The sequence below is a fragment of the Pseudoduganella plicata genome (genome assembly GCF_004421005.1).
In the GTDB taxonomy this organism is placed as follows: domain Bacteria; phylum Pseudomonadota; class Gammaproteobacteria; order Burkholderiales; family Burkholderiaceae_D; genus Rugamonas; species Rugamonas plicata.
In genome coordinates this window covers 773,576-791,638 of the sequence record NZ_CP038026.1, presented here as the reverse complement: position 1 = coordinate 791,638, position 18,063 = coordinate 773,576, and the positions used below count along the sequence as shown (strand labels likewise).

The 18,063-nt window shown below is 62.8% G+C and carries 23 protein-coding genes and 4 pseudogenes; 19 read left to right on the top strand and 8 right to left on the bottom strand.

Annotated elements, in window-relative coordinates; all coding sequences use genetic code 11:
• Nucleotides 1–60 precede the first annotated feature (60 nt).
• The 19 genes and pseudogenes from thrC (at nucleotide 61) to E1742_RS03250 (ending at nucleotide 11,578) form a co-directional block, all read left to right on the top strand.
• Nucleotides 61–1,557, top strand: coding sequence for a threonine synthase (thrC, locus tag E1742_RS03330; protein ID WP_134383542.1), 1,497 nt, complete (start codon nucleotides 61–63; stop codon nucleotides 1,555–1,557).
• A 22-nt stretch (nucleotides 1,558–1,579) separates the two neighbouring features.
• A complete protein-coding gene (locus E1742_RS03325) occupies nucleotides 1,580–2,770 on the top strand; it encodes a molybdopterin molybdotransferase MoeA (RefSeq protein WP_134383541.1) in 1,191 nt (396 codons plus the stop codon).
• Nucleotide 2,771: 1 nt separating this feature from the next.
• Nucleotides 2,772–3,029, top strand: a complete 258-nt coding sequence (gene moaD, locus E1742_RS03320; protein ID WP_134383540.1) for a molybdopterin converting factor subunit 1 — start codon at nucleotides 2,772–2,774, stop codon at nucleotides 3,027–3,029.
• A gap of 55 nt (nucleotides 3,030–3,084) precedes the next feature.
• Nucleotides 3,085–4,347 carry a TIGR03862 family flavoprotein gene (locus E1742_RS03315; RefSeq protein WP_134383539.1) on the top strand — a complete coding sequence of 421 codons (1,263 nt, stop codon included), beginning with the start codon at nucleotides 3,085–3,087 and terminating at the stop codon, nucleotides 4,345–4,347.
• Nucleotides 4,348–4,625: 278 nt separating this feature from the next.
• On the top strand, nucleotides 4,626–5,297 hold the full coding sequence (locus tag E1742_RS03310) for a tyrosine-type recombinase/integrase (RefSeq protein ID WP_134383538.1): 672 nt from the start codon (nucleotides 4,626–4,628) through the stop codon (nucleotides 5,295–5,297).
• Nucleotides 5,298–5,372: 75 nt separating this feature from the next.
• Nucleotides 5,373–5,630 carry an AbrB/MazE/SpoVT family DNA-binding domain-containing protein gene (locus tag E1742_RS03305; RefSeq protein WP_134383537.1) on the top strand — a complete coding sequence of 86 codons (258 nt, stop codon included), beginning with the start codon at nucleotides 5,373–5,375 and terminating at the stop codon, nucleotides 5,628–5,630.
• A gap of 165 nt (nucleotides 5,631–5,795) precedes the next feature.
• Nucleotides 5,796–6,479: a hypothetical protein gene (locus tag E1742_RS03300; RefSeq protein WP_134383536.1), complete on the top strand. Its 684-nt coding sequence runs from the start codon at nucleotides 5,796–5,798 to the stop codon at nucleotides 6,477–6,479.
• A 222-nt stretch (nucleotides 6,480–6,701) separates the two neighbouring features.
• Nucleotides 6,702–6,857: pseudogene (locus E1742_RS27335) on the top strand (DUF4236 domain-containing protein); the annotation flags it as partial.
• A gap of 84 nt (nucleotides 6,858–6,941) precedes the next feature.
• The gene (locus tag E1742_RS03295; RefSeq protein WP_229466474.1) at nucleotides 6,942–7,889 is read left to right on the top strand and encodes a hypothetical protein; all 948 of its coding nucleotides are present in this window, start codon (nucleotides 6,942–6,944) and stop codon (nucleotides 7,887–7,889) included.
• Nucleotides 7,890–7,987: 98 nt separating this feature from the next.
• On the top strand, nucleotides 7,988–8,383 hold the full coding sequence (locus E1742_RS03290) for a hypothetical protein (RefSeq protein WP_134383534.1): 396 nt from the start codon (nucleotides 7,988–7,990) through the stop codon (nucleotides 8,381–8,383).
• Nucleotides 8,384–8,477: 94 nt separating this feature from the next.
• Nucleotides 8,478–8,729: a hypothetical protein gene (locus tag E1742_RS03285; protein ID WP_134383533.1), complete on the top strand. Its 252-nt coding sequence runs from the start codon at nucleotides 8,478–8,480 to the stop codon at nucleotides 8,727–8,729.
• Nucleotides 8,730–8,734: 5 nt separating this feature from the next.
• Nucleotides 8,735–8,971, top strand: a complete 237-nt coding sequence (locus E1742_RS03280) for a cadherin repeat domain-containing protein (protein ID WP_134383532.1) — start codon at nucleotides 8,735–8,737, stop codon at nucleotides 8,969–8,971.
• Nucleotides 8,972–8,995: 24 nt separating this feature from the next.
• Nucleotides 8,996–9,184, top strand: a complete 189-nt coding sequence (locus tag E1742_RS03275; RefSeq protein WP_134383531.1) for a hypothetical protein — start codon at nucleotides 8,996–8,998, stop codon at nucleotides 9,182–9,184.
• Between the two features lie 72 nt (nucleotides 9,185–9,256).
• Nucleotides 9,257–9,487: a hypothetical protein gene (locus E1742_RS03270; protein ID WP_134383530.1), complete on the top strand. Its 231-nt coding sequence runs from the start codon at nucleotides 9,257–9,259 to the stop codon at nucleotides 9,485–9,487.
• Nucleotides 9,487–9,687 carry a hypothetical protein gene (locus E1742_RS03265; protein ID WP_134383529.1) on the top strand — a complete coding sequence of 67 codons (201 nt, stop codon included), beginning with the start codon at nucleotides 9,487–9,489 and terminating at the stop codon, nucleotides 9,685–9,687. Before E1742_RS03270 ends, E1742_RS03265 begins: the two co-directional genes overlap by 1 nt.
• A 134-nt stretch (nucleotides 9,688–9,821) precedes the next feature.
• Nucleotides 9,822–9,953: a hypothetical protein gene (locus E1742_RS27025; RefSeq protein WP_259772423.1), complete on the top strand. Its 132-nt coding sequence runs from the start codon at nucleotides 9,822–9,824 to the stop codon at nucleotides 9,951–9,953.
• 12 nt (nucleotides 9,954–9,965) lie between these two features.
• Nucleotides 9,966–10,232 carry a hypothetical protein gene (locus E1742_RS03260; RefSeq protein ID WP_134383528.1) on the top strand — a complete coding sequence of 89 codons (267 nt, stop codon included), beginning with the start codon at nucleotides 9,966–9,968 and terminating at the stop codon, nucleotides 10,230–10,232.
• 91 nt (nucleotides 10,233–10,323) lie between these two features.
• Nucleotides 10,324–10,647, top strand: a complete 324-nt coding sequence (locus E1742_RS03255; protein WP_134383527.1) for a hypothetical protein — start codon at nucleotides 10,324–10,326, stop codon at nucleotides 10,645–10,647.
• A gap of 202 nt (nucleotides 10,648–10,849) precedes the next feature.
• Nucleotides 10,850–11,578 carry an EamA family transporter gene (locus E1742_RS03250; protein WP_166793403.1) on the top strand — a complete coding sequence of 243 codons (729 nt, stop codon included), beginning with the start codon at nucleotides 10,850–10,852 and terminating at the stop codon, nucleotides 11,576–11,578.
• 50 nt (nucleotides 11,579–11,628) lie between these two features.
• Here E1742_RS03250 and E1742_RS03245 read toward each other — a convergent pair.
• The 8 genes and pseudogenes from E1742_RS03245 to hpnC all read right to left on the bottom strand — a co-directional run bounded on the left by E1742_RS03245 (nucleotide 11,629) and on the right by hpnC (nucleotide 17,864).
• Nucleotides 11,629–11,960, bottom strand: a pseudogene (locus E1742_RS03245) (SDR family oxidoreductase).
• 26 nt (nucleotides 11,961–11,986) lie between these two features.
• Nucleotides 11,987–12,700 (bottom strand): annotated as a pseudogene (locus E1742_RS03240) (IS3 family transposase); the annotation flags it as partial.
• Between the two features lie 13 nt (nucleotides 12,701–12,713).
• Nucleotides 12,714–13,526, bottom strand: a complete 813-nt coding sequence (locus E1742_RS03235) for a head GIN domain-containing protein (protein WP_307721908.1) — start codon at nucleotides 13,524–13,526, stop codon at nucleotides 12,714–12,716.
• 1 nt (nucleotide 13,527) lies between these two features.
• On the bottom strand, nucleotides 13,528–14,298 hold the full coding sequence (locus tag E1742_RS03230; protein ID WP_134383525.1) for a DUF1700 domain-containing protein: 771 nt from the start codon (nucleotides 14,296–14,298) through the stop codon (nucleotides 13,528–13,530).
• Nucleotides 14,299–14,339: 41 nt separating this feature from the next.
• Nucleotides 14,340–14,471: a hypothetical protein gene (locus tag E1742_RS27020; RefSeq protein ID WP_259772422.1), complete on the bottom strand. Its 132-nt coding sequence runs from the start codon at nucleotides 14,469–14,471 to the stop codon at nucleotides 14,340–14,342.
• Nucleotides 14,472–14,717: 246 nt separating this feature from the next.
• Nucleotides 14,718–16,022: a hydroxysqualene dehydroxylase HpnE gene (gene hpnE, locus E1742_RS03225; RefSeq protein ID WP_134383524.1), complete on the bottom strand. Its 1,305-nt coding sequence runs from the start codon at nucleotides 16,020–16,022 to the stop codon at nucleotides 14,718–14,720.
• Nucleotides 16,023–16,035: 13 nt separating this feature from the next.
• Nucleotides 16,036–16,869 (bottom strand): presqualene diphosphate synthase HpnD, encoded by an 834-nt coding sequence (gene hpnD, locus E1742_RS03220; RefSeq protein ID WP_134383523.1) that lies wholly within the window; start codon nucleotides 16,867–16,869, stop codon nucleotides 16,036–16,038.
• A gap of 177 nt (nucleotides 16,870–17,046) precedes the next feature.
• Nucleotides 17,047–17,864: pseudogene (gene hpnC, locus E1742_RS03215) on the bottom strand (squalene synthase HpnC).
• Nucleotides 17,865–18,063 lie beyond the last annotated feature (199 nt).

Sequence of the window (18,063 nt, the reverse complement as noted above, 5' to 3'; positions counted from 1 at the left end):
ATGTCCGGTCGCACTATAATAGAACTCCCCTTCGCAGTGCTTAACCGGATTTTCTGAACCATGCATTACGTGTCCACCCGCGCCGCCGCCTCTGCCACCTCGTCGGCCGCATCCCCGGCTTCCTCCTCGCCAGCGCAGTTTTCCGACATTCTCCTGGGCGGCCTCGCCCCCGACGGCGGCCTGTATCTGCCCGCCGACTACCCGCAAGTAACGGGCGCCGACCTCGATGCATGGCGCAAGCTGTCATATGCCGACCTGGCGATCGAGATCCTGAAAAAATTCGCCACCGACATTCCGGCCGCGGACATCGAGGCGCTGGCACGCAAGACGTACACGCCCGAGGTGTACCGCAACGCGCGTCCGGACGAGCGGGCGGCCGACATCACGCCGCTGCGCGTGCTGGAGGAAGAAGGCGGGAGGAAGCTGATCCTGCAGGCGCTGTCGAACGGTCCGACGCTGGCGTTCAAGGACATGGCGATGCAGTTGCTGGGCAACCTGTTCGAATATGCGCTGGCAAAGCAGGACGCCCAGCTCAACATCTTCGGCGCCACGTCCGGCGATACCGGCAGTGCGGCCGAATACGCGATGCGCGGCAAGCGTGGCGTGAAGGTCTTCATGCTGTCGCCGCACCAGAAGATGAGCGCCTTCCAGACGGCGCAGATGTTCTCGCTGCAGGACCCGAATATCTTCAATATCGCCGTCGAAGGCGTGTTCGACGACTGCCAGGACATGGTCAAGGCCGTGTCGAACGACCTGGAATTCAAGGCGCGCCACAAGATCGGTACCGTCAATTCGATCAACTGGGCCCGCGTCGTCGCGCAGGTGATCTACTACTTCCGCGGCTACCTGGCCGCCACGCAGTCGAACGACCAGAAGGTGTCGTTCACGGTCCCGTCGGGGAACTTCGGCAATATCTGCGCCGGCCATATCGCCCGCATGATGGGCCTGCCCATCGACAAGCTGGTGGTGGCCACCAACGAGAACGACGTGCTGGACGAATTCTTCCGCACCGGCGTCTACCGCGTGCGCAAATCGGCCGAGACGTACCACACGAGCAGCCCGTCGATGGACATCAGCAAGGCATCGAACTTCGAGCGCTTCGTCTACGACCTGGTGGGGCGCGACCCGGACCGCGTGCGCGAGCTGTTCACGAAAGTGGAGATGGATGGCGGCTTCGACCTGTCCGGCCAGCCGGGCAGCGATGGCAACGAGTTCGCGAAGGTCGCGCAGTACGGCTTCAAGTCCGGCAAATCCACGCACGATGAGCGCGTGCAGACGATTCGCGACGCGGCCGACGACTACGGCATCGTCATCGATACCCATACGGCCGACGGCATCAAGGTGGCGAAGGAAAACCTGGAAGAGGGCGTGCCGATGATCGTGCTGGAAACGGCGCTGGCCGCCAAGTTCAACGAGACGATCCTGGAAGCGCTGGGCGAGGATGCCGAGCGACCGGCCGGTTTCGAGAACATCGAAGCGCTGCCGCAGAAGTTCACCGTGATGCCGCCCGACGTCGACAAGATGAAGGCGTACATCGCCGCCAATACGGGGCTGTGACGTGGAGCCGCAGAAGAAACCCATGCTGACGGTGCGCGAAGCGCTGGACTTCCTGCTGGCCGCCGCGCGCCCCGTGCAGGATGTCGAGCAGGTCGCGACACTGGCCGCCAACGGCCGCGTGCTGGCGGCCGACCAGGTGTCGGGCATCGATGTCCCCGGTTTCGACAACACGCAGATGGACGGTTACGCCGTGCGCTCGGCCGACTGTGCCGGCGGCGCGGCAACGCTGACGGTATCGCAGCGCATCCCGGCCGGCCACGTCGGCCAGCCGCTACAGCCCGGAACGGCCGCCCGCATCTTCACCGGGGCGTTCATCCCGGAAGGGGCGGACGCCGTCGTCATGCAGGAGCAGTGCGAAGCGGCCGGCGACAGCGTGACGATTCGCCACACACCGGCGGCGGGCGAATGGATCCGCCGGCGCGGCGAGGACATCACGGCGGGCAGCGTCATCCTGCCGGCCGGGACGAGGCTGCGCAGCCAGGAGCTGGGCCTGGCCGCCTCCGTGGGCCTGGCCGAACTGCCCGTGCGCCGCAAGCTGCGCGTGGCCGTCTTCTTTACGGGCGACGAGCTGACGATGCCGGGCGAGCCGCTGGCACCCGGCGGCATCTACAACTCGAACCGTTTTACGCTGCGCGCACTGCTGGAAAACATGGGCTGCGAGATCGCCGATTACGGCATCGTGCCCGACTCGCTCGATGCAACGCGCGCGGTGCTGCGCGAAGCGGCGGCGGGCAACGACCTGATCATCACGTCCGGCGGCGTCTCGGTCGGCGAAGAGGACCACATCAAGCCGGCCGTCGAGGCCGAGGGAAGGCTGAACATGTGGCAGATCGCCGTCAAGCCGGGCAAGCCGCTGGCGTTCGGCGAAGTGGGCCAGGCGTTCTTCCTCGGTTTGCCCGGCAATCCCGTCTCCAGTTTTGTGACGTTCCTGCTGTTCGTGCGGCCGTTCATGCTGCGCCTGCAGGGTGCAACGGGTGCGCCGCCACGTTCTTACGCGCTGCGCGCCGACTTCGCGTTCAAGGGCGATCGCCGCAACGAGTTCCTGCGCGCGCGCATCAACGACGCCGGTGGCCTCGACCTGTTCCCGAACCAGAGCTCCGGCGTGCTGACGTCGACCGTCTGGGGCGATGGGCTGATCGACAACCCGCCCGGCCAGGCGATTCAACCGGGCGACATCGTCCGCTTCATCCCCTTCAACGCACTGCTGCACTGACATGCGTATCAACCTGAAATTCTTTGCCAGCGTGCGCGAAACCGTCGGTGTGGGCGGCGAGACCGTCGATGTCCCGGCCGATGTGACGACCGTCGGCGAACTGCGCGCTCTGCTTGTCGCCCGCGGCGGCGCCTGGGCGCAGGCGCTGGCCGAAGGCCGCGCACTGCGCATGGCGTGCAACCAGCAGATGTGCGACGCATCGACGGTGCTGTCCGACGGCGCCGAAGTCGCCTTCTTCCCGCCCGTGACGGGCGGCTGATCCGACCGGCTGTCGATTCGGTCGCACTGCGGCTTTGTACTACAATGCCGCACCTATGAATTCGCAACCCAATTCCCGTCCCGTCATCGCCATCGTCGGCGGCGGCCCGGCCGGCCTGATGGCGGCCGAAACGCTGGCCGCCATGCGGACTGCCACGCACGCCTTCGACATCCACGTCTATGACGCCATGGCCTCGAGCGGCCGCAAGTTCCTGCTGGCCGGCCGCGGCGGCATGAACATCACGCACGCCGAACCCTACGAGCAGTTCGTGACCCGCTACGGCGCGCGCGCCGCGCAACTGCGACCGATGCTGGATGCCTTCGGCCCGGACGCCGTGCGCGCCTGGGTGCACGGCCTGGGCGTCGAAACGTTCGTCGGCACCTCCCGGCGCGTCTTCCCTACCGAAATGAAGGCCGCGCCGCTGCTGCGCGCGTGGCTGCACCGGCTGCGCGAAGGGGGCGTGCACCTGCACCAGCGCCACCGCTGGACCGGCTGGCATGAAGGCGCATTGCGCTTCGATACGCCGGCGGGCGAAACGCTGGTCAATGCGGATGCCGTCATCCTGGCTTTGGGCGGCGCCAGCTGGGCGCGCCTAGGATCTGACGGCACGTGGGTGCCGCTGCTGCGGGAGCGCGGTATCGACGTCGCGCCATTGCAGCCATCGAACTGCGGCTTCGACGTCGGTTGGAGCGAGCATTTCGCCAGCCGCTACGCGGGCCAGCCGCTGACGACAGTCGCCGCCACCTGGACGGACAGCGCCGGCCAGCGCGTACGCCGGCAGGGCCAGTTCGTCGTCACGGCAACGGGCGTCGAAGGCAGCCTGATTTACGCCATGTCGGCCCCGGTGCGCGACACCATCGCGGCGCACGGCAGCGCCGTGGTCGAACTGGATCTGCTGCCGGACCTGTCGCTCCAGCGCGTCCTCGACGAAGTCACCAAACCGCGCGGCAGCCGTTCGATGGCGTCGCACCTGCAAGGCCGCCTGCACGTCAAGGGTGTGAAGGCGGGCCTGCTGCACGAATGCCTGAGCCGCGAGGCCTACCACGATCCTGCGCAACTGGCCGCGGGCTTGAAGGCGCTGCCATTGACGCTGCGCGCGCCGCGGCCGCTCGACGAGGCGATCAGCAGTGCCGGCGGAGTAGCCTTCGAAGCGCTGGATGGCACGATGCTGCGCGCGCTGCCGGGCGTGTTCGTCGCGGGCGAGATGGTGGACTGGGAGGCGCCTACGGGTGGGTATCTGCTGACGGCGTGCCTGGCGTCTGGCGTGGCGGCGGGACGCGACGTGGCGCAATGGCTCGGCCACCGCATAACTCTATAGGGCTGAATCTTCGGTTCGTCAGACAATTGCCGCGACCAGCTGCACCGTGCAATAAGAGCTGATTCCGTTCGGCTTTCCAACCTCCCGCCCGCTTGTCGTCACGCCATCACCGCGAATTAGTGCGGTCGTCTATGCGGTCAAGACGACCTAGCCGCGGCGAAATTTTCTTCGCCGTCTTTTCCGAGGACCGCTGAATACAGGCCGTGGTATGCTGGAAAAAGAGCCTGAACGGTTCTCCCTCTGAAATCGTCTCCAATCCATCCTATTCAGAGGTTCGTATGGCACAAGCCACATCGCTCCAGCCCGGGCAAATCCGTCACCTTCTCCGCGTAACGGCGGCTACCAGCAGGCATCCAGAGCGAGACTGCCTGGTCCTGCTGCTGGGCCTGACGGCCGGCATGCGCGTCACCGAAATCGCACAGATCGAGGTCCAAGACGTGCTGTTCCCGTCCGGCGCGCTTCGCGACGAAATCAGCCTGCGCGCGGCGATCACGAAGGGGTGCCGGCAGCGGTGCATCTACCTTACCCATGCGAAGGCCATCGAAGCGTTAGATCGATACCTGGCCTACCGAGTAGCGCGCGGCCGGCGTATCACCGGCGAGCCTGGCCGATACAGAGGCCTGGAGCCGGCCAGCAAGCTGATCCTGACGCACAAGGGCTACAAATTCCACCTGAACACTAAGCGCCGCGTGAGCTGGACCGGCGAGCCCGTGGAGTACTTAGCGTGCGACAGTCTTCAGTCGCACGTCACGAAGCTATACCGCGACGCCGGCATATGCGGTGGCTCGTCGCACAGTGGCCGGCGCACGATGGCATCACGGCTCATCCAGCAAGGGGAGGATGTGGAGACTGTGCAGCTGCTCCTTGGACATGCGGAGCTCGACCATGTTCGCCCGTACCTTCAAGTGTCGAAAAAAGGGCTCGAAGAGATGTTCGCCGTCGTGCTCTAGTGTGGATACATGTGATAACATTCTTCTTGACAACCTGAACACCAGTGATTACCATGTAATCACATCGAGGACGGAATGAAGCTTAGAAAAATCGGCAATTCGCAAGGCACCACGTTTAGCCGCGATACGCTCAATCGGGCAGGGTTCGAGGACGGTCAGGAGCTTGACGTTCTTGTCTCGCCGGGCGAAATCAAAATCGTCCCAGCAGTCGTCAGCGGCGTAACTGTTTCGTTCACAACGGCAGAGGCAAAAGCTCTCGCCACTGGCAAACTAGATTCGAAGTCTGGTGAAGCTGCTTTGAACAAGGTGCGCCGCATAATCGGCGCCGAATAGAAGGCAAATACAAATGTCTACGATTCAAGATGTGGTCGAAGTGGTTGCGTCAAGCCGGTTTTGACGATGCTGCGGCCTCAAAAGCAGTAGACGACGCGATCAGTGCTGGAGTATTGGCGCTCACCGAAATGCGTTCGCTATACCGTCCAGACTAAGGAAAACGCTATGCAAACTCCAACCGGTGCACTTGGTGATGTCCCCCCCAATCCGGCGGTCGACCGCCAGGCAAAATACGAGACGCAGACGGCGCAGTTATATGCGGGACTAGGCGAGTTCGTCGCTCAGTTTGAACAGCTGATATTCGCTATGCGATATATCCTTCCTATGGCTTTTGGCGGCGGACGAGAGACAAACGCATTGATCGCACCGGCATACGCTGAACTTACTGCCGACCCGCTGCGCCGAGTGTTCGGCTCCACAATGGCGATCGCAATCGATCAGTCAGCACTGTCCGCGGAAGAAAAGGCGGTTGGGCAAAAAGTCCTGCGGTCCATAACCAAACGCATTCAAACTCTCACCGAAAAGCGAAACGAGATTGTTCACGGCACTTGGTTTTTCGGATGGGCAAGTGCTGAGCAGTCCGACTTCTCGACTGCTTCAGGATTTAAGCCTAAGAACACGAAGGAAGGTGTGGCGCACACCAACATAAGCCGAACGCGCGAAGGCTTTGATGACTTGATCATGGACTGCTTAGAGGCATCGTGCTTGGTCAAGCGAATGATGGTGCTGTTCCACGGAAATAGTTTTTCAAAGAATTTCATCTTTGTTAACGGCGAGGTAAGCCTAGACGATGTGCACTGGACGTTCTCTCGACGTCGGACTCGCTCCGCGCCGGAGGTTGCGGAGTAGATTGTTCGATATTTCGACAAGCGGTGCCGATCGGACTGCAAGTGTAGCGGTGGGATGGGCGTTTTGTCTAAGGCGAAAAAAGAGCATGAATATCAAGGAAAACGTACGCGAAGCGTTCAACGCCTTATAGGGGAAGCGCTAAGCGCCTCACTAGCTGGGTCGGCCCATCTGCGTGCGCGGCGTGGCTTCAAATCGACTCGATAGAATTAGCCCGGAGGGCAAATGGCATTGCGTTTTCGAAAGTCGTTCAAGCTTGCACCTGGCGTGCGGATGAATGTTAGCTCCAGCGGTATGTCGTGGAACCTCGGTCCGCGCGGCGCCTCGGTCAGTATCGGGAAGAGGGGCACATACCTAAACGCGAGCCTGCCAGGCACTGGCTTGTCGTCGCGCACGAGACTTGACCGCCCAAGTGCGGCGACGCCATCCCGCGCGCCGGCGCCAATGGTAACAATGAAATTGACGTTGGACCTGAGCGACGAAGGCGAGATGCGCTACCTCGACCAGGCCGGCAACGAAGTACCAGCACAGATCATCGCCGAGGCTCGACGGCAGCAGGGCGACAAGATTCGACAGATGCTCGAGACGAAGTGCGACGAGATGAACGCCAATATCACTGCGTTAGGCCAGCTGCATTGGGACACGCCTGATCCCGCGGCCCCTGTCGCGTTCGTCCCGCCGGCTTTCGCTCAGACTCCGCCGCCGGAGCCGGAAAAAGCCGTAGTTGGGTTTGCGGAACGCCTCATCCCTGGTCGGCGCCAAGCTGTCGACGGCGAAAACAGTCGGCGCCGTGCAGAGTACGAAGCTCAGCTCTCTCAGTTCGAAAAAGAAAAGTCCGCACATGACGGCTGGCGAGTCGAGAAGCGGATCCTGTTCAGCGGTGCGATCGCCGGCAACCCAGAACCGATGCAGCAGCTGCTGGAACAGCGGCTCGGTGAGATCGTCTGGCCCAAAGAGACGCTTATCGCCATCGACGTGAGCCCCAATGGGCGCGTGCTGTTTCTCGATGTAGACTTGCCGGAGGTGGAGGATATGCCAACGAAGCGTGCCTCGTTGCCGGCCCGCAGCTGGGAACTAGCGCTGCGCGACGTCGGCGAGGTGGCCACCCGGCGCCTATACCAGGCGCACATCCACTCGCTCGGGTTTCGGGTCGTCGGCGAGGCTTTCGCGGCCCTACCGACCGTCCATACCGTTGTGGTTTCGGGTTACTCGCAGCGGGCCGATAAAGCCACTGGCACGGTGAGCGACGAATACCTCTATTCGGCGCGCATCGACCGCGGGCAATGGTCCGGGATCAACTTCGCCGCCCTCGACCAGGTGGATCCGGTGGAAGCGTTTACGCGTTTCGAGCTGCGACGGAATATGACTGCGACGGGAGTGTTCAAACCAGTCGTCCCAATCCCTGCAGGCTAGCAGCGTATGGGGTCGGCAGCATTGTGCGTGGGTCGATCGTTGGAAGAGGCGCAGAGCGCGCTTGACGAGGCTACGGCCTGATCGACAAGGAAAACATCATGACGATGAAGAGCAACGAACAGCAGATCATCAGCGCCGCAGGTGCCGGCGATGTGGCGATCCGCGAAATCCAACACATCGATGTTGGGCCAGCATTGCATGTCATTCTGGAAAACGGTGACGTATGGTCGATTGCTCCTGGTCCTGACTGGAGCTATACCGTAACGGCTCCTGACGGCCGGAGCAGCTGGTGGAACTGGCGACGCAACACGTTGTCCACCATTGATCGAGGAAAAAATGATGGCTACAAACATGTGCTGGTCCCTGAAATACGTCGTCGGGAACCCGGAGACGTCCAAACGGACGACGACGTATGCGGACGGCCCAGGCCGACGCAGGGAGATTTTGGAAGCCGCTGCCAAGGTCGCGGCGAACGGTTGGCGCGTGTGGGTTGAGCATGCCGTAACGGGCGAACGAATCTTCGAGAGCGACGTGGAGAAGGCGTACAACCGGCCCGCTACGGCGACGGCCTAAGTCACCAGGAAAACCATGAGCACCATGAACACAACCTACGCTGATGTGACGGACGCTACAGAGAACTTTATTCGCGAGCTGTTCGCGAACGACGATCCTCTCCCTGTAGCAGAACTGAAGATTCGTGAAGCCATCGCTCTGGCCGTCGTGAAGGCATGGTACGAGGAAGCGAGAGGCTTGACGCTGCGTGAGGTTCACGAGTCTGAGCACATGCGCCTCGGCGAACTGGCCTTCGAGCTGCCCGCCGGCGCCCGCGTCACCGAATAGGAAAAATGGCTTTCTACATCACGATTGACAAGATAGACGAAGACCCTGCGGCTGCTCGGTATCGGTTCACCAGTGCTGAGAGGTCCGGGAGTTTTGAGATCGACAAGTCGACAGGCAACATCACGCTGGTAAATCAAATGCCGGACGACGACGCCGGACGTCATTTCGAGAGGGCGGCAGTAAAAATCATGCGTGCTTGGAAGACAGGACCGCTGCCAGAGTTTGCTAAGTGGGCGTCCTAAGATAAACAGAACGGAAAAATCGCAATGAACGACAACCAGCTCGACGAGCAAATCCTTGCGGCGATCCGCGCAGGACACGGAACGCGCGAGAAGCTCATGAAGATCGACGCGCTGCGGCATAGGACCTGGTTGGTGGTCGCCGAACGTTTGAACGTCCTCACAAAGCGCAACGCTCTTGTATCGAGCAAGGCCGGGTGGCGGCTCGCGAACTGAAAAGGAAAAGCGCCAAGTGCGCCCGATCCCTGGCCGGAAGCCAGTCACTAAACGCGACACCTAGGAGGAATTGTGCAGATCCAATTGAAGGTTGATTACCATCCGTCCGGCCGAAGGACCCTCAAGAAGCGCACGCAGAATGAAATGATGTTCACCGATTGCTCTGGCCCACTTCTGTCGAACTCGGACGTGGGATCGTTCTATCGCGCTGTTGCTGCGGTTCTCTACAAACATCACACGGCCGGGGATACGGTCGAGTACGATGACACTCACCTCGACATGACCCGCAAGGCAGCAGAATAATGGAATCATACGAACAAAAAGTGAAGCGTCTTGCTGACACATGGACGCTGTACGCGACGGTGATCGAAAAAGAGTTGTGCGAAGGCTTCGACACGAGCGAGCCTACTCGCCTCATGTACGCTGTTCACCACGAAATGACTAAAACCAATCCACTGAAAGCTGCTCAGTTCGAGAAGCACTTTTTTAGCCATCTGCGCTAGGAAAACCATGTTCCCGAAAGAAGACGTCATCGACGGCATGGAAGGGCTGGGCCTGGAAGCCCAGGTCGATGTGCTGGAGCACGCTCCAACAAGTAGGCATTGCTGATTTCGCGGACATACTGGCCATGTGCCTCATGACCATCATGCTGGACCTCCAAGACGCCGATGTTGCGCCTGAGTTGGTCGACCGTATTGGGGCACTGAAGATCGCGCTGCGGCAGTACAACGAGGTTCGGTTCGCTGCCCCACCAAGCGCGGCCATTTGAACAAGGAAAAGAATGAAATCGACTATTTCATCGGAAATCTGGGAGCAGATCCGTACAGGCGACAAGATCGAAGCGAAGACCACCATCGAGATCCCCGATGAAGAAGGGCATCCTCGTCAGTCCGTAACGGCAGGGAAGCAATATCCGGTGGCGGCGTATGACACACAGTCGGGGCTGATGGTGCGTATCGTTGGCGACGAAGGCATCCCGCACGATATAACAGGCGACTACATCGAGAATTTTAAATGGATTTCTCGCAAGTCCACTGAACAGGAGTAAGCGCTGGAGAAACCAACATCTAGCGCATAGGAAAACGCGCCGCGTGCGCCCGATAGCCTGCCGGTCGCAGGCAATATGTGAAAGGATCGTGATGAGGAACTGGATTTGTGGCGTGGCCGTGTTAGCCCTGATCGCTGGATGCGGCAACGATGGCGGCAAAGACTTCCTAGGGAAGTGGGTGAACGTGAAGAGTGAAAAACGCACGGTCGAGATCGTGAAAAACGGCGACAGCTACATGATCCGTGATACCGGCCCAAGCTTCATCGATGGCAAAATGGAAACCAAAAACATTCCTGCCACGCTCAAAGACGGCACTCTGCAAGTACAGACGGGCATGGGTATTTCGACGTTGGCGGTGGATAAATCCAGTGGGCATCTGACGAACGGTCAGGCCGAGTACCGCCGTCTCGACTGATCCATTACATCTCCCGGAAAACGCATAGGTAATCATTACGTTCCTCAGCTCCTACTTCGCGGGTTTACTCACGAAGGCGGGCTTCAAGTTTCGACAAGGCAAGGGCACAATGGTTTGGCAGCGCTCGCACCGCCAGAGTGCACCTATCTTGGCGTGGTCTTATGTACATTCCCCTAGCCCCGACAAGCGCCTTTCGGCAACCATGGTTACAGTCGGCGCGGCGCTGTTTGCACTTCCCCTCCTGCCCCTGGCAGGAACACCTGCCGCGGACAGCTGGCCATGGCTTGGCGCCTCCGCTTGTCTTCAGGTCATTTATTACCTCTTGCTCGCGCAGGCCTATCAACATGGCGACATCAGCAAGACTTATCCGCTGATGCGGGGCTCGGCCCCTTTGATAGTGCTCCTGGCAAGCGCCCCGCTTCTTGGCGAAGAATTGTCGGTCGGGCAGTATGCCGCTGCAGCATTGATCGTTGCGGGTATACTGGCAATGACAGTCCGCGATGTCGCGTCCCGCACTGCGACCGCTTTTGCAATGTCCAATGCAGTCATCATCGCCGCCTACACGATCGTCGATGGCATGGGCGTACGGGCATCCGGTTCCGCCGCTGCCTATACGCTATGGTTGTTCGTGCTCACTGCAGCCGGCATGCTCATATGCTCGATCGGCCGGCGCCATGCGCTACTGATGTATGCGCAGCAGCATTGGAAAGCAGAGCTGGCCGGCGGTGTGGGGACGATGGCGTCCTATGGCTTGGCGCTATGGGCAATGACGTTTGCCCCGGTGGCCGTGGTGGCAGCCCTTCGTGAAACGTCGATCGTGTTCGCAATGTTAATCGCTGCTTGCTTCCTGCAAGAACGCGTGGGCCGGCGACGCACCATGGCCGCAGGACTGATCGTCTGTGGCGCTGCGGCGATGCGTCTGTTTCGTTAGTCCGACGCGCATCACGACGTGCGCCGTACCGATGGATTCGGACCGTGCCCCTACAGCCCGCCCGTGACGCGCAGCGTGGCGCCGGCAACGTACGACGCGGCATCGGACAACATCCACACTACCGGTTCCGCGATCTCTTCCGGCGTGGCCAGGCGCTGCATCGGAATGCGGGGAGCTATATGTGCCGGGCGCCCGGGTTCACCGGCCGCGGCATGAATATCCGTCAGCGTGGAACCGGCGATACGGCGCACACGCGGATGCCCACGGTGGCCAATTCGCGCGCCAGCCCCAATGTGAACGCCTCGACAGCAGCTTTGCTCGCCGCATAGTGCACGTATTCGCCCGTGCTGCCCGTCTGTGCGGCGGCAGACGATAAATTCACAAGCACGCCGCCGGTACCGGCGGAGCTGCTTCTTCCCGAGTGCCGTAGGTCTTGCGCCTGATTCGCTCTCGTTTCAGGAGCTGAAAAAAGCTCTCTGCTACGGCGTCATCGTGGCAGTTTCCGCGTCGGCTCATGCTCTGCTGCAGGTTGTGCTCGGTCAGGAAGTCACGCCAGTCGTAGCTGCTGAACTGGCTGCCCTGATCGGCATGCACCATCACCGAATTCTTGGGCTGCCGACGCCAGACAGTCATCAAGAGCGCGATCATCGCCAGCTCGCGATCGATTCGGGAACTCATCGACCAGCCGACCACCTGACGCGAGAACAGATCAAGCACCACGGCCAAATACAGCCAACCCTCATGCGTGCGGATGTATGTTATGTCCGTCACCCAGATGCAATTCGGTTCTGCTACATCAAATTGGCGCTGCAAGTGATTTGGTGCCACCAGCGATGGTGCGCCGCCGCGTTTGTACTTGCGCTTGGCATAGCCTGTCTGCAAGCGAATCCCAGCCGAGCGCATCAGCCGATGGACGGGGTTAATGCCGCACTGCTCGCCAAGCTCGCGCAGATCGTCGCTTACCTTGCGGTAGCCGTACACGCTGCCGCTTTCAAGCCACGATTGCTTGATAGGCGCGAGCAGACGCTTGTCTTCCTTGGCACGCATACTTTCAGGATTCAGACGCCAGGCATAAAAGCCACTCGGATGCACTTCGAGCACTTTGCACAGCCGGCGCACCGGGAATGCCGAGCCGCTACTCGAACCCCACCGACCCCGACCCTGTCCGACTGACCACCCGCTCATCGGGATTGCCATACACGGTTGCATCGCCGCTGCCCGCCACGGTAACGGTGGCCGACTTGCGGGCGAATGCCTGCGCGGAGCCGGAGCCTTGCAGGTTGATGACAGCGTCGTCGGAAGCCATGTGCTGGGCGTCGATATTGCCCGATCCCGTGATGTCGGCGGCCAGCGCCTTGCAGCTGCCGGAGGTGCTGATCGCGCCCGAGCCGACGACGTCCAGTTTTACTTCGTCGCTGCTGCCGGACTTGAGGTCGAGGTTGCCCGAGCCGCGTACGGTGGCCGTCACATGGCGGTAGCGGCCATTGAAGCTCAGGTTGCCGGAGCCGTTCAGTTCTATCGTCAGATGTTCGCCGGAGAAGCCCTGCACGCTGCTGTCGCCGTTGCCGCGCACCGTGACTTCGTTCAGCGATGGCAGTGTCAGTTCGACCTGCAGCGGGCGGCGGTGGTGGAATACCATGCCGGTCGTGCCGATACGCAGCGTGTCGCCGTCCTGGCTGGCGGCCACGTTGCCCAGCAGGCGCTGTTCGCCGCGCACCTTCAGCGCGGGAATGGCGCCCTGGCGCACGATCAGGTCGATCGGGCCTTCCAGGTCGATGGCGCGGATGCCGTGGCCGATCTCGCGTGTTTCCGTGCGGGTGACGCGGCCGGCAGTGCTGGAGGGGTTGGCGACGCCCTCGGCGCGCAGCATGCTGTAGGAGATGCCGACGAGGAGGAAGGCAAGCACCAGCAGCGACATGCCGATCCGGGCAAGGGTGCGCAGTCTCATGTCAGCGGCCCTGCAGCAGGGCGTAATTCATCTGCACGTAGCGCTTCAGACCCAGCGCCGCGTAGCGCGTCAGCACCAGCGACAGCAGGAACAGGGCGATCCCGCCCACTATCAGGCCGGTGCCCAGTGTCGTCTGGGCGGCGCGCGACGAGCCTTCGCGGTCGATTTCGATTCTGACGCTGCCGTCGGCCATCGCCTCGGCGCCGTCGAAGATGCGGCCGGAGCGGGTCGTCGCCCGGCTCTGTTCCCCCAGCGCTTCCTCTTCCACGTGAATCCCGTCCTCGCCGATGGAGATGCGGGTTTGCGCATGCCGCTCATCGTCGTTGTCGGTGGTGACGCCGACGATATTGTGCAGCGGACCGGACAGGACGATCTCGTTGGCGCCGGCCAGGCCGCTGGACGTGATGGCGATGCCGCTCACGTAGAATCCGGCGGAACTGAAGTAAAGCGCCATCAGCAACGCGGCACAGACGGCGGCCGGCACCACCATGAACAGGTTGAACACGGCCAGCCCGACAAACGTGAAGGCGGCCCGGGCAAAACCGGCGGGCGCCTTGCGCGGCTCCAGCGCGGCCAGGTGCGCGTTGGCCCGCAACGTCATGGCGATCTTGCGCGGTTCGTCCAGCTCGGCCGCGATCTCCGCTTCGCTGCGGCCCACCGTCAGGCCATCGATGAAGCGCTGCTCGTAGTACGCCAGCGTCCGGGCCGCCGTTTCCGGCGGCAGGCCCGCCATGGCCTTCGCGAGTGCGTCGAGGTAGTCCTGCTTGCCCATTGATTCTCCTGTCCTGCCTGATATGCCGCCCGGCCGCTGCCTTAGTAGCGCTGCAGTACAGCGAAATAGTGCGGCGCCAGCGTGTCGTCGGAGGTGACGAGAACCGCCACGCTGCCCAGCACGACCGCCAACACGAGTCCGGCCGTGATGATACTGCCCAGTGCCGCTTTCATTCCAAAGTTCCTTTCACGTCGCTAGCCACGATGCCCATGATGCGACATTACCGGGGTTGGCCGGCACGCGCCAGCTGCCGGCGACAGAATGCGGAAATGGAGGAGCAGAGCGCACAGCGGGGGGACAGGCCGGGCCACGTTGGCGGGGCCGCCCAGGCCGGGCCACGTTGGCGGGGCCACCCAGGCCGGGCCACGTTGGCGGGGCCACCCAGGCCGGGCCACGCTGCCGGGGCCACAGCGTACGCTCTACCGGTTGCGCCGTACCAGTCCGGCCGCCTGTACGCCACTGCGCACCGCCATCTCCAGCGTGGCGGGATACTCGCCGGCCGTGTAATCGCCGGCCAGCACGAGGCCGGGCCACGGCGTCGCGTTGGCGGGGCGTACGAGGCCGGGCGTGGAGGCATACGTGGCCCGCTTTTCCGTGACGACGTTGCTCCACGCAGGCGTGGCCAGCTCCGCGCGGCCCAGGGTGGATGCGAGCTGCGCCGCGACGGCGGCGGCCAGCGCCTGCCGGGGCAGCGCGGCGGCGTCGCCGGATGCGCTGACGATCACTGCCAGCATGCCGGCCTGGCGCTCGTCCAGCTGGCCGCGGTCGAATACGAACTGGCCCCAGTGGCCCGTCGCCGGCGTGTCCTCCAGCGCGAAGAACGGCTGCGCCAGCCGCACGCCGGCGTCGTATTGCAGGTAGCAGGTGGTGATGGGTTCCGCAGTCAGGGCATCGAGTTGCGCCGCCAGAGCCGAATCCCCCAGGGGCGCCAGCAATGCAGCGGCACCGGCCGGCGCGGTCGCGACGACGACGCGGTCGTACAGCGCATCGCCGACACGCCACTTGCCGGCATCCTGCGCCAGCGCGTCGATACGCACGCCCGTCCGGACGGTGGCGCCATGCGCCGCCAGCCACTGCGCGGCCGCGTCCGGAAACAGCGCGGACAGGTCGGCGCGCGGCACCAGCATGTCGGAAGCGTGCCGCCGGGCGCCCAGGCTGTCGCGCAGCACGGCCAGGAAGACGTTGGCGGAGGCCCGTTCCGGCGGCGTGTTCAGGGCGGCCAGGCATAAGGGCCGCCACATCAGCCGGTACAGGCGTTCGGTCTGGCCGAAGCGGGCCAGCAGTTCCGTCACGGGACAATCGGCGTCGAGACGCCAGCCCATCCAGCGCGCCGCGGTCGAGAAGCGCGCCATGGCCAGCTTGTCTTCGCGGTCCAGGCCCCGGGCGCGCAGCAGCGCTACGGCCAGGTGCAGCGGCGCGGGCAGGCGCGGCGCCACGAAATCCATGGCGCCGTCGGGATAGCGCATCTGCAGGGGCAGCGTCAGGAAGGCGCGGCGCCGGTCGACGCCGACGGTGGCCAGCAGGCGCAGGGTGGACGCATAGGCGCCCAGCAGGATGTGCTGGCCGTTGTCCAGCGTGCGGCCGCCAGCCTCGATGCGCCGTGCCCGGCCGCCCAGCGTGCGGGCCGCTTCGAACAGCGTCACGGCGCTGCCGGCGCGCGCCAGTTCGACGGCAGCGGCACAACCGGCCCAGCCGCCGCCCACCACGGCCACGGACAAGGTCATAAACAGCGGGCGGTCAACTGCGCACCCAGGTCTTCCACGCCAGCCACAGCTTGCGCAGCGGCGTCAGCGAGATGCGCTGCGTCAGGACGTGGTAGCCATCGCGTTCGATCTCGTCGAGCAGCGTGCGGTAGATGGCGGCCATGATCAGGCCTGGACGCTGCGCGCGACGGTCTTCCTTCGGCAGCAGCGCGAACGCATCGTTGTAGGCCTGCTGCGCGCGCGCGGCCTGAAACGCCATCAATTTCGTGAAGTTCTCCGTGTGGCGGGCATTCAGCAGGTCCGCCGCCGTCACGCCGAACTGCTGCAGCTCGTTGATCGGCAGGTAGATGCGGCCCTTGCGGGCATCCTCGCCGACGTCGCGGATGATGTTCGTCAGCTGGAAGGCATGGCCCAGCTTTTCCGCGTATTGCAGCGTCTCCGGCCGCGTGCTGCCGAAAATGCTGGCCGACAGGATGCCGACGACGCTGGCCACGTGCCAGCAGTATTTCGTCAGCCCCGGATAATCGAGGTAGCGGGTCTGGTTCAGGTCCATCTCCATGCCGTCGATGATTGCCTGCAGATGTTCCTGTTTCAGTGTGTACGGCGCCAGGTGCGGTTGCAACGCCTGCGTGACCGGGTGCGTTGGCGTGCCGTTGTACATCGCGGCCACTTCCGTGCGCCACCATGCCAGCTTGATGCGGGCCAGACCCTCGTCGCTGGTCTCGTCCACGGTGTCGTCCACTTCGCGGCAGAAGGCATACAGTGCCGTGATCGCGCGGCGGCGTTCCGGCGGCAGGAACAGGAAGCTGTAGTAGAAACTGGAGCCGCTTTGCGCGGCCTTCTGCTGGCAGTATTCGTCGGGAGACATATTATTATAGGGAGGGCGAAGCGATAAAAGGCGCTATTCTATAGCGAACCGGGCGCAAGCTCTAATTCAGACGGATTCAACCCCAGCGTTCATCCTGCGTTGATCCTGCGTGGATCCTGCGTTAGTCGTGCGTCAGTCCTGCGGTAGTGCTGCGTTGATCCTGCGTTGATCCTGCGTTCATCCCGCTTTCATCCTGAGCGCGCGCCAGAAAACCTTGAGCCAGTCCCGCCGCGCGAGCTTCGGCCGGCGCCGGAACACGTCGTAGTCCACTTCCTCGATCGCCTCGAGGATGCGCAGTCCGCCCTGCACGACCATGCGCAATTCGAGCCCGATGCGCCCTGGCAGGCGCACTGCCAGCGGCGCGCCCTGCAGCATCAGCGCTCTGGCCCGCTGCACCTCGAAGCGCATCAGCGCGCGCCATTTGCCGCGTGCCTCGGCGGCGCCCATGTGCGCCGGGGCACGGCAAAGCGGGCCAGGTCGTCCATCGGTATATAGATGCGTTCCTTCGCTTCGTCGATGGCCACGTCCTGCAGGAAGTTGATCAGCTGGAGCGCCGTGCAGATCGCATCCGAGTCGCGCACGTTGTCTTCGGAGGCCGCGTCGAACAGGTGCAGCATCAACAAGCCGACGGGGTTCGCCGAGCGGGCGCAGTAATCCTGCAGGTCCTCGTAGGTCTGGTAGCGCGTCACCGTCACGTCCTGGCGGAATGCCGACAGCAGGTCGTGAAATGGTTTGAATGGCAACTGGTGCGCCGCGATGGCCGCCGCCAGCCGTTCGAACATCGGCGCCAGCTTGCCTTGCCCCATTTCGATGTGAACCAGAGCCGCCTCGTATTCCTGCAGGGCAGCCAGGCGCTGGGCGGGCGTGGCATCGCCTTCGTCGGCGATATCGTCGGCGCTGCGGGCAAAGGCATATATGGCCTCGACAGCGGGAATCAGGCGGTTCGGCAGCAGGAAGGACGCGACAGGAAAATTTTCGTAGTGCTCGACGGGCATAGGAGGGAACGCGATGCTTGCGGAAGTGGTGCGCGCCATCTAAATGACGCCAAAGTCATTTCCAAATGGTACCACCACGACTATAATTTTTAACTTAACGGAAAGTCATTTAATTTTCAGGCGACAATCATAGTGGCAATTCGTTATCACCGCCAGTTTCATCTGCGCTTCGTCCGCGCTTTGTCTGTGTTGCGCCAGT

Excerpts from the sequence above, each read along its gene's own strand:
- thrC (WP_134383542.1), top strand. The coding sequence starts at position 61 with ATGCATTACGTGTCCACCCGCGCCGCCGCCTCTGCCACCTCGTCGGCC.
- E1742_RS03285 (WP_134383533.1), top strand. The coding sequence starts at position 8,478 with ATGAGCACCATGAACACAACCTACGCTGATGTGACGGACGCTACAGAG.
- moaD (WP_134383540.1), top strand. The coding sequence starts at position 2,772 with ATGCGTATCAACCTGAAATTCTTTGCCAGCGTGCGCGAAACCGTCGGT.
- E1742_RS27025 (WP_259772423.1), top strand. The coding sequence starts at position 9,822 with ATGACCATCATGCTGGACCTCCAAGACGCCGATGTTGCGCCTGAGTTG.
- E1742_RS27020 (WP_259772422.1), bottom strand. The coding sequence starts at position 14,471 with ATGAAAGCGGCACTGGGCAGTATCATCACGGCCGGACTCGTGTTGGCG.
- E1742_RS03230 (WP_134383525.1), bottom strand. The coding sequence starts at position 14,298 with ATGGGCAAGCAGGACTACCTCGACGCACTCGCGAAGGCCATGGCGGGC.
- E1742_RS03260 (WP_134383528.1), top strand. The coding sequence starts at position 9,966 with ATGAAATCGACTATTTCATCGGAAATCTGGGAGCAGATCCGTACAGGC.
- E1742_RS03265 (WP_134383529.1), top strand. The coding sequence starts at position 9,487 with ATGGAATCATACGAACAAAAAGTGAAGCGTCTTGCTGACACATGGACG.
- hpnD (WP_134383523.1), bottom strand. The coding sequence starts at position 16,869 with ATGTCTCCCGACGAATACTGCCAGCAGAAGGCCGCGCAAAGCGGCTCC.
- hpnE (WP_134383524.1), bottom strand. The coding sequence starts at position 16,022 with ATGACCTTGTCCGTGGCCGTGGTGGGCGGCGGCTGGGCCGGTTGTGCC.
- E1742_RS03280 (WP_134383532.1), top strand. The coding sequence starts at position 8,735 with ATGGCTTTCTACATCACGATTGACAAGATAGACGAAGACCCTGCGGCT.
- E1742_RS03315 (WP_134383539.1), top strand. The coding sequence starts at position 3,085 with ATGAATTCGCAACCCAATTCCCGTCCCGTCATCGCCATCGTCGGCGGC.
- E1742_RS03290 (WP_134383534.1), top strand. The coding sequence starts at position 7,988 with ATGACGATGAAGAGCAACGAACAGCAGATCATCAGCGCCGCAGGTGCC.
- E1742_RS03250 (WP_166793403.1), top strand. The coding sequence starts at position 10,850 with ATGGTTACAGTCGGCGCGGCGCTGTTTGCACTTCCCCTCCTGCCCCTG.
- E1742_RS03275 (WP_134383531.1), top strand. The coding sequence starts at position 8,996 with ATGAACGACAACCAGCTCGACGAGCAAATCCTTGCGGCGATCCGCGCA.
- E1742_RS03310 (WP_134383538.1), top strand. The coding sequence starts at position 4,626 with ATGGCACAAGCCACATCGCTCCAGCCCGGGCAAATCCGTCACCTTCTC.
- E1742_RS03235 (WP_307721908.1), bottom strand. The coding sequence starts at position 13,526 with ATGAGACTGCGCACCCTTGCCCGGATCGGCATGTCGCTGCTGGTGCTT.
- E1742_RS03305 (WP_134383537.1), top strand. The coding sequence starts at position 5,373 with ATGAAGCTTAGAAAAATCGGCAATTCGCAAGGCACCACGTTTAGCCGC.
- E1742_RS03300 (WP_134383536.1), top strand. The coding sequence starts at position 5,796 with ATGCAAACTCCAACCGGTGCACTTGGTGATGTCCCCCCCAATCCGGCG.
- E1742_RS03255 (WP_134383527.1), top strand. The coding sequence starts at position 10,324 with ATGAGGAACTGGATTTGTGGCGTGGCCGTGTTAGCCCTGATCGCTGGA.
- E1742_RS03325 (WP_134383541.1), top strand. The coding sequence starts at position 1,580 with ATGCTGACGGTGCGCGAAGCGCTGGACTTCCTGCTGGCCGCCGCGCGC.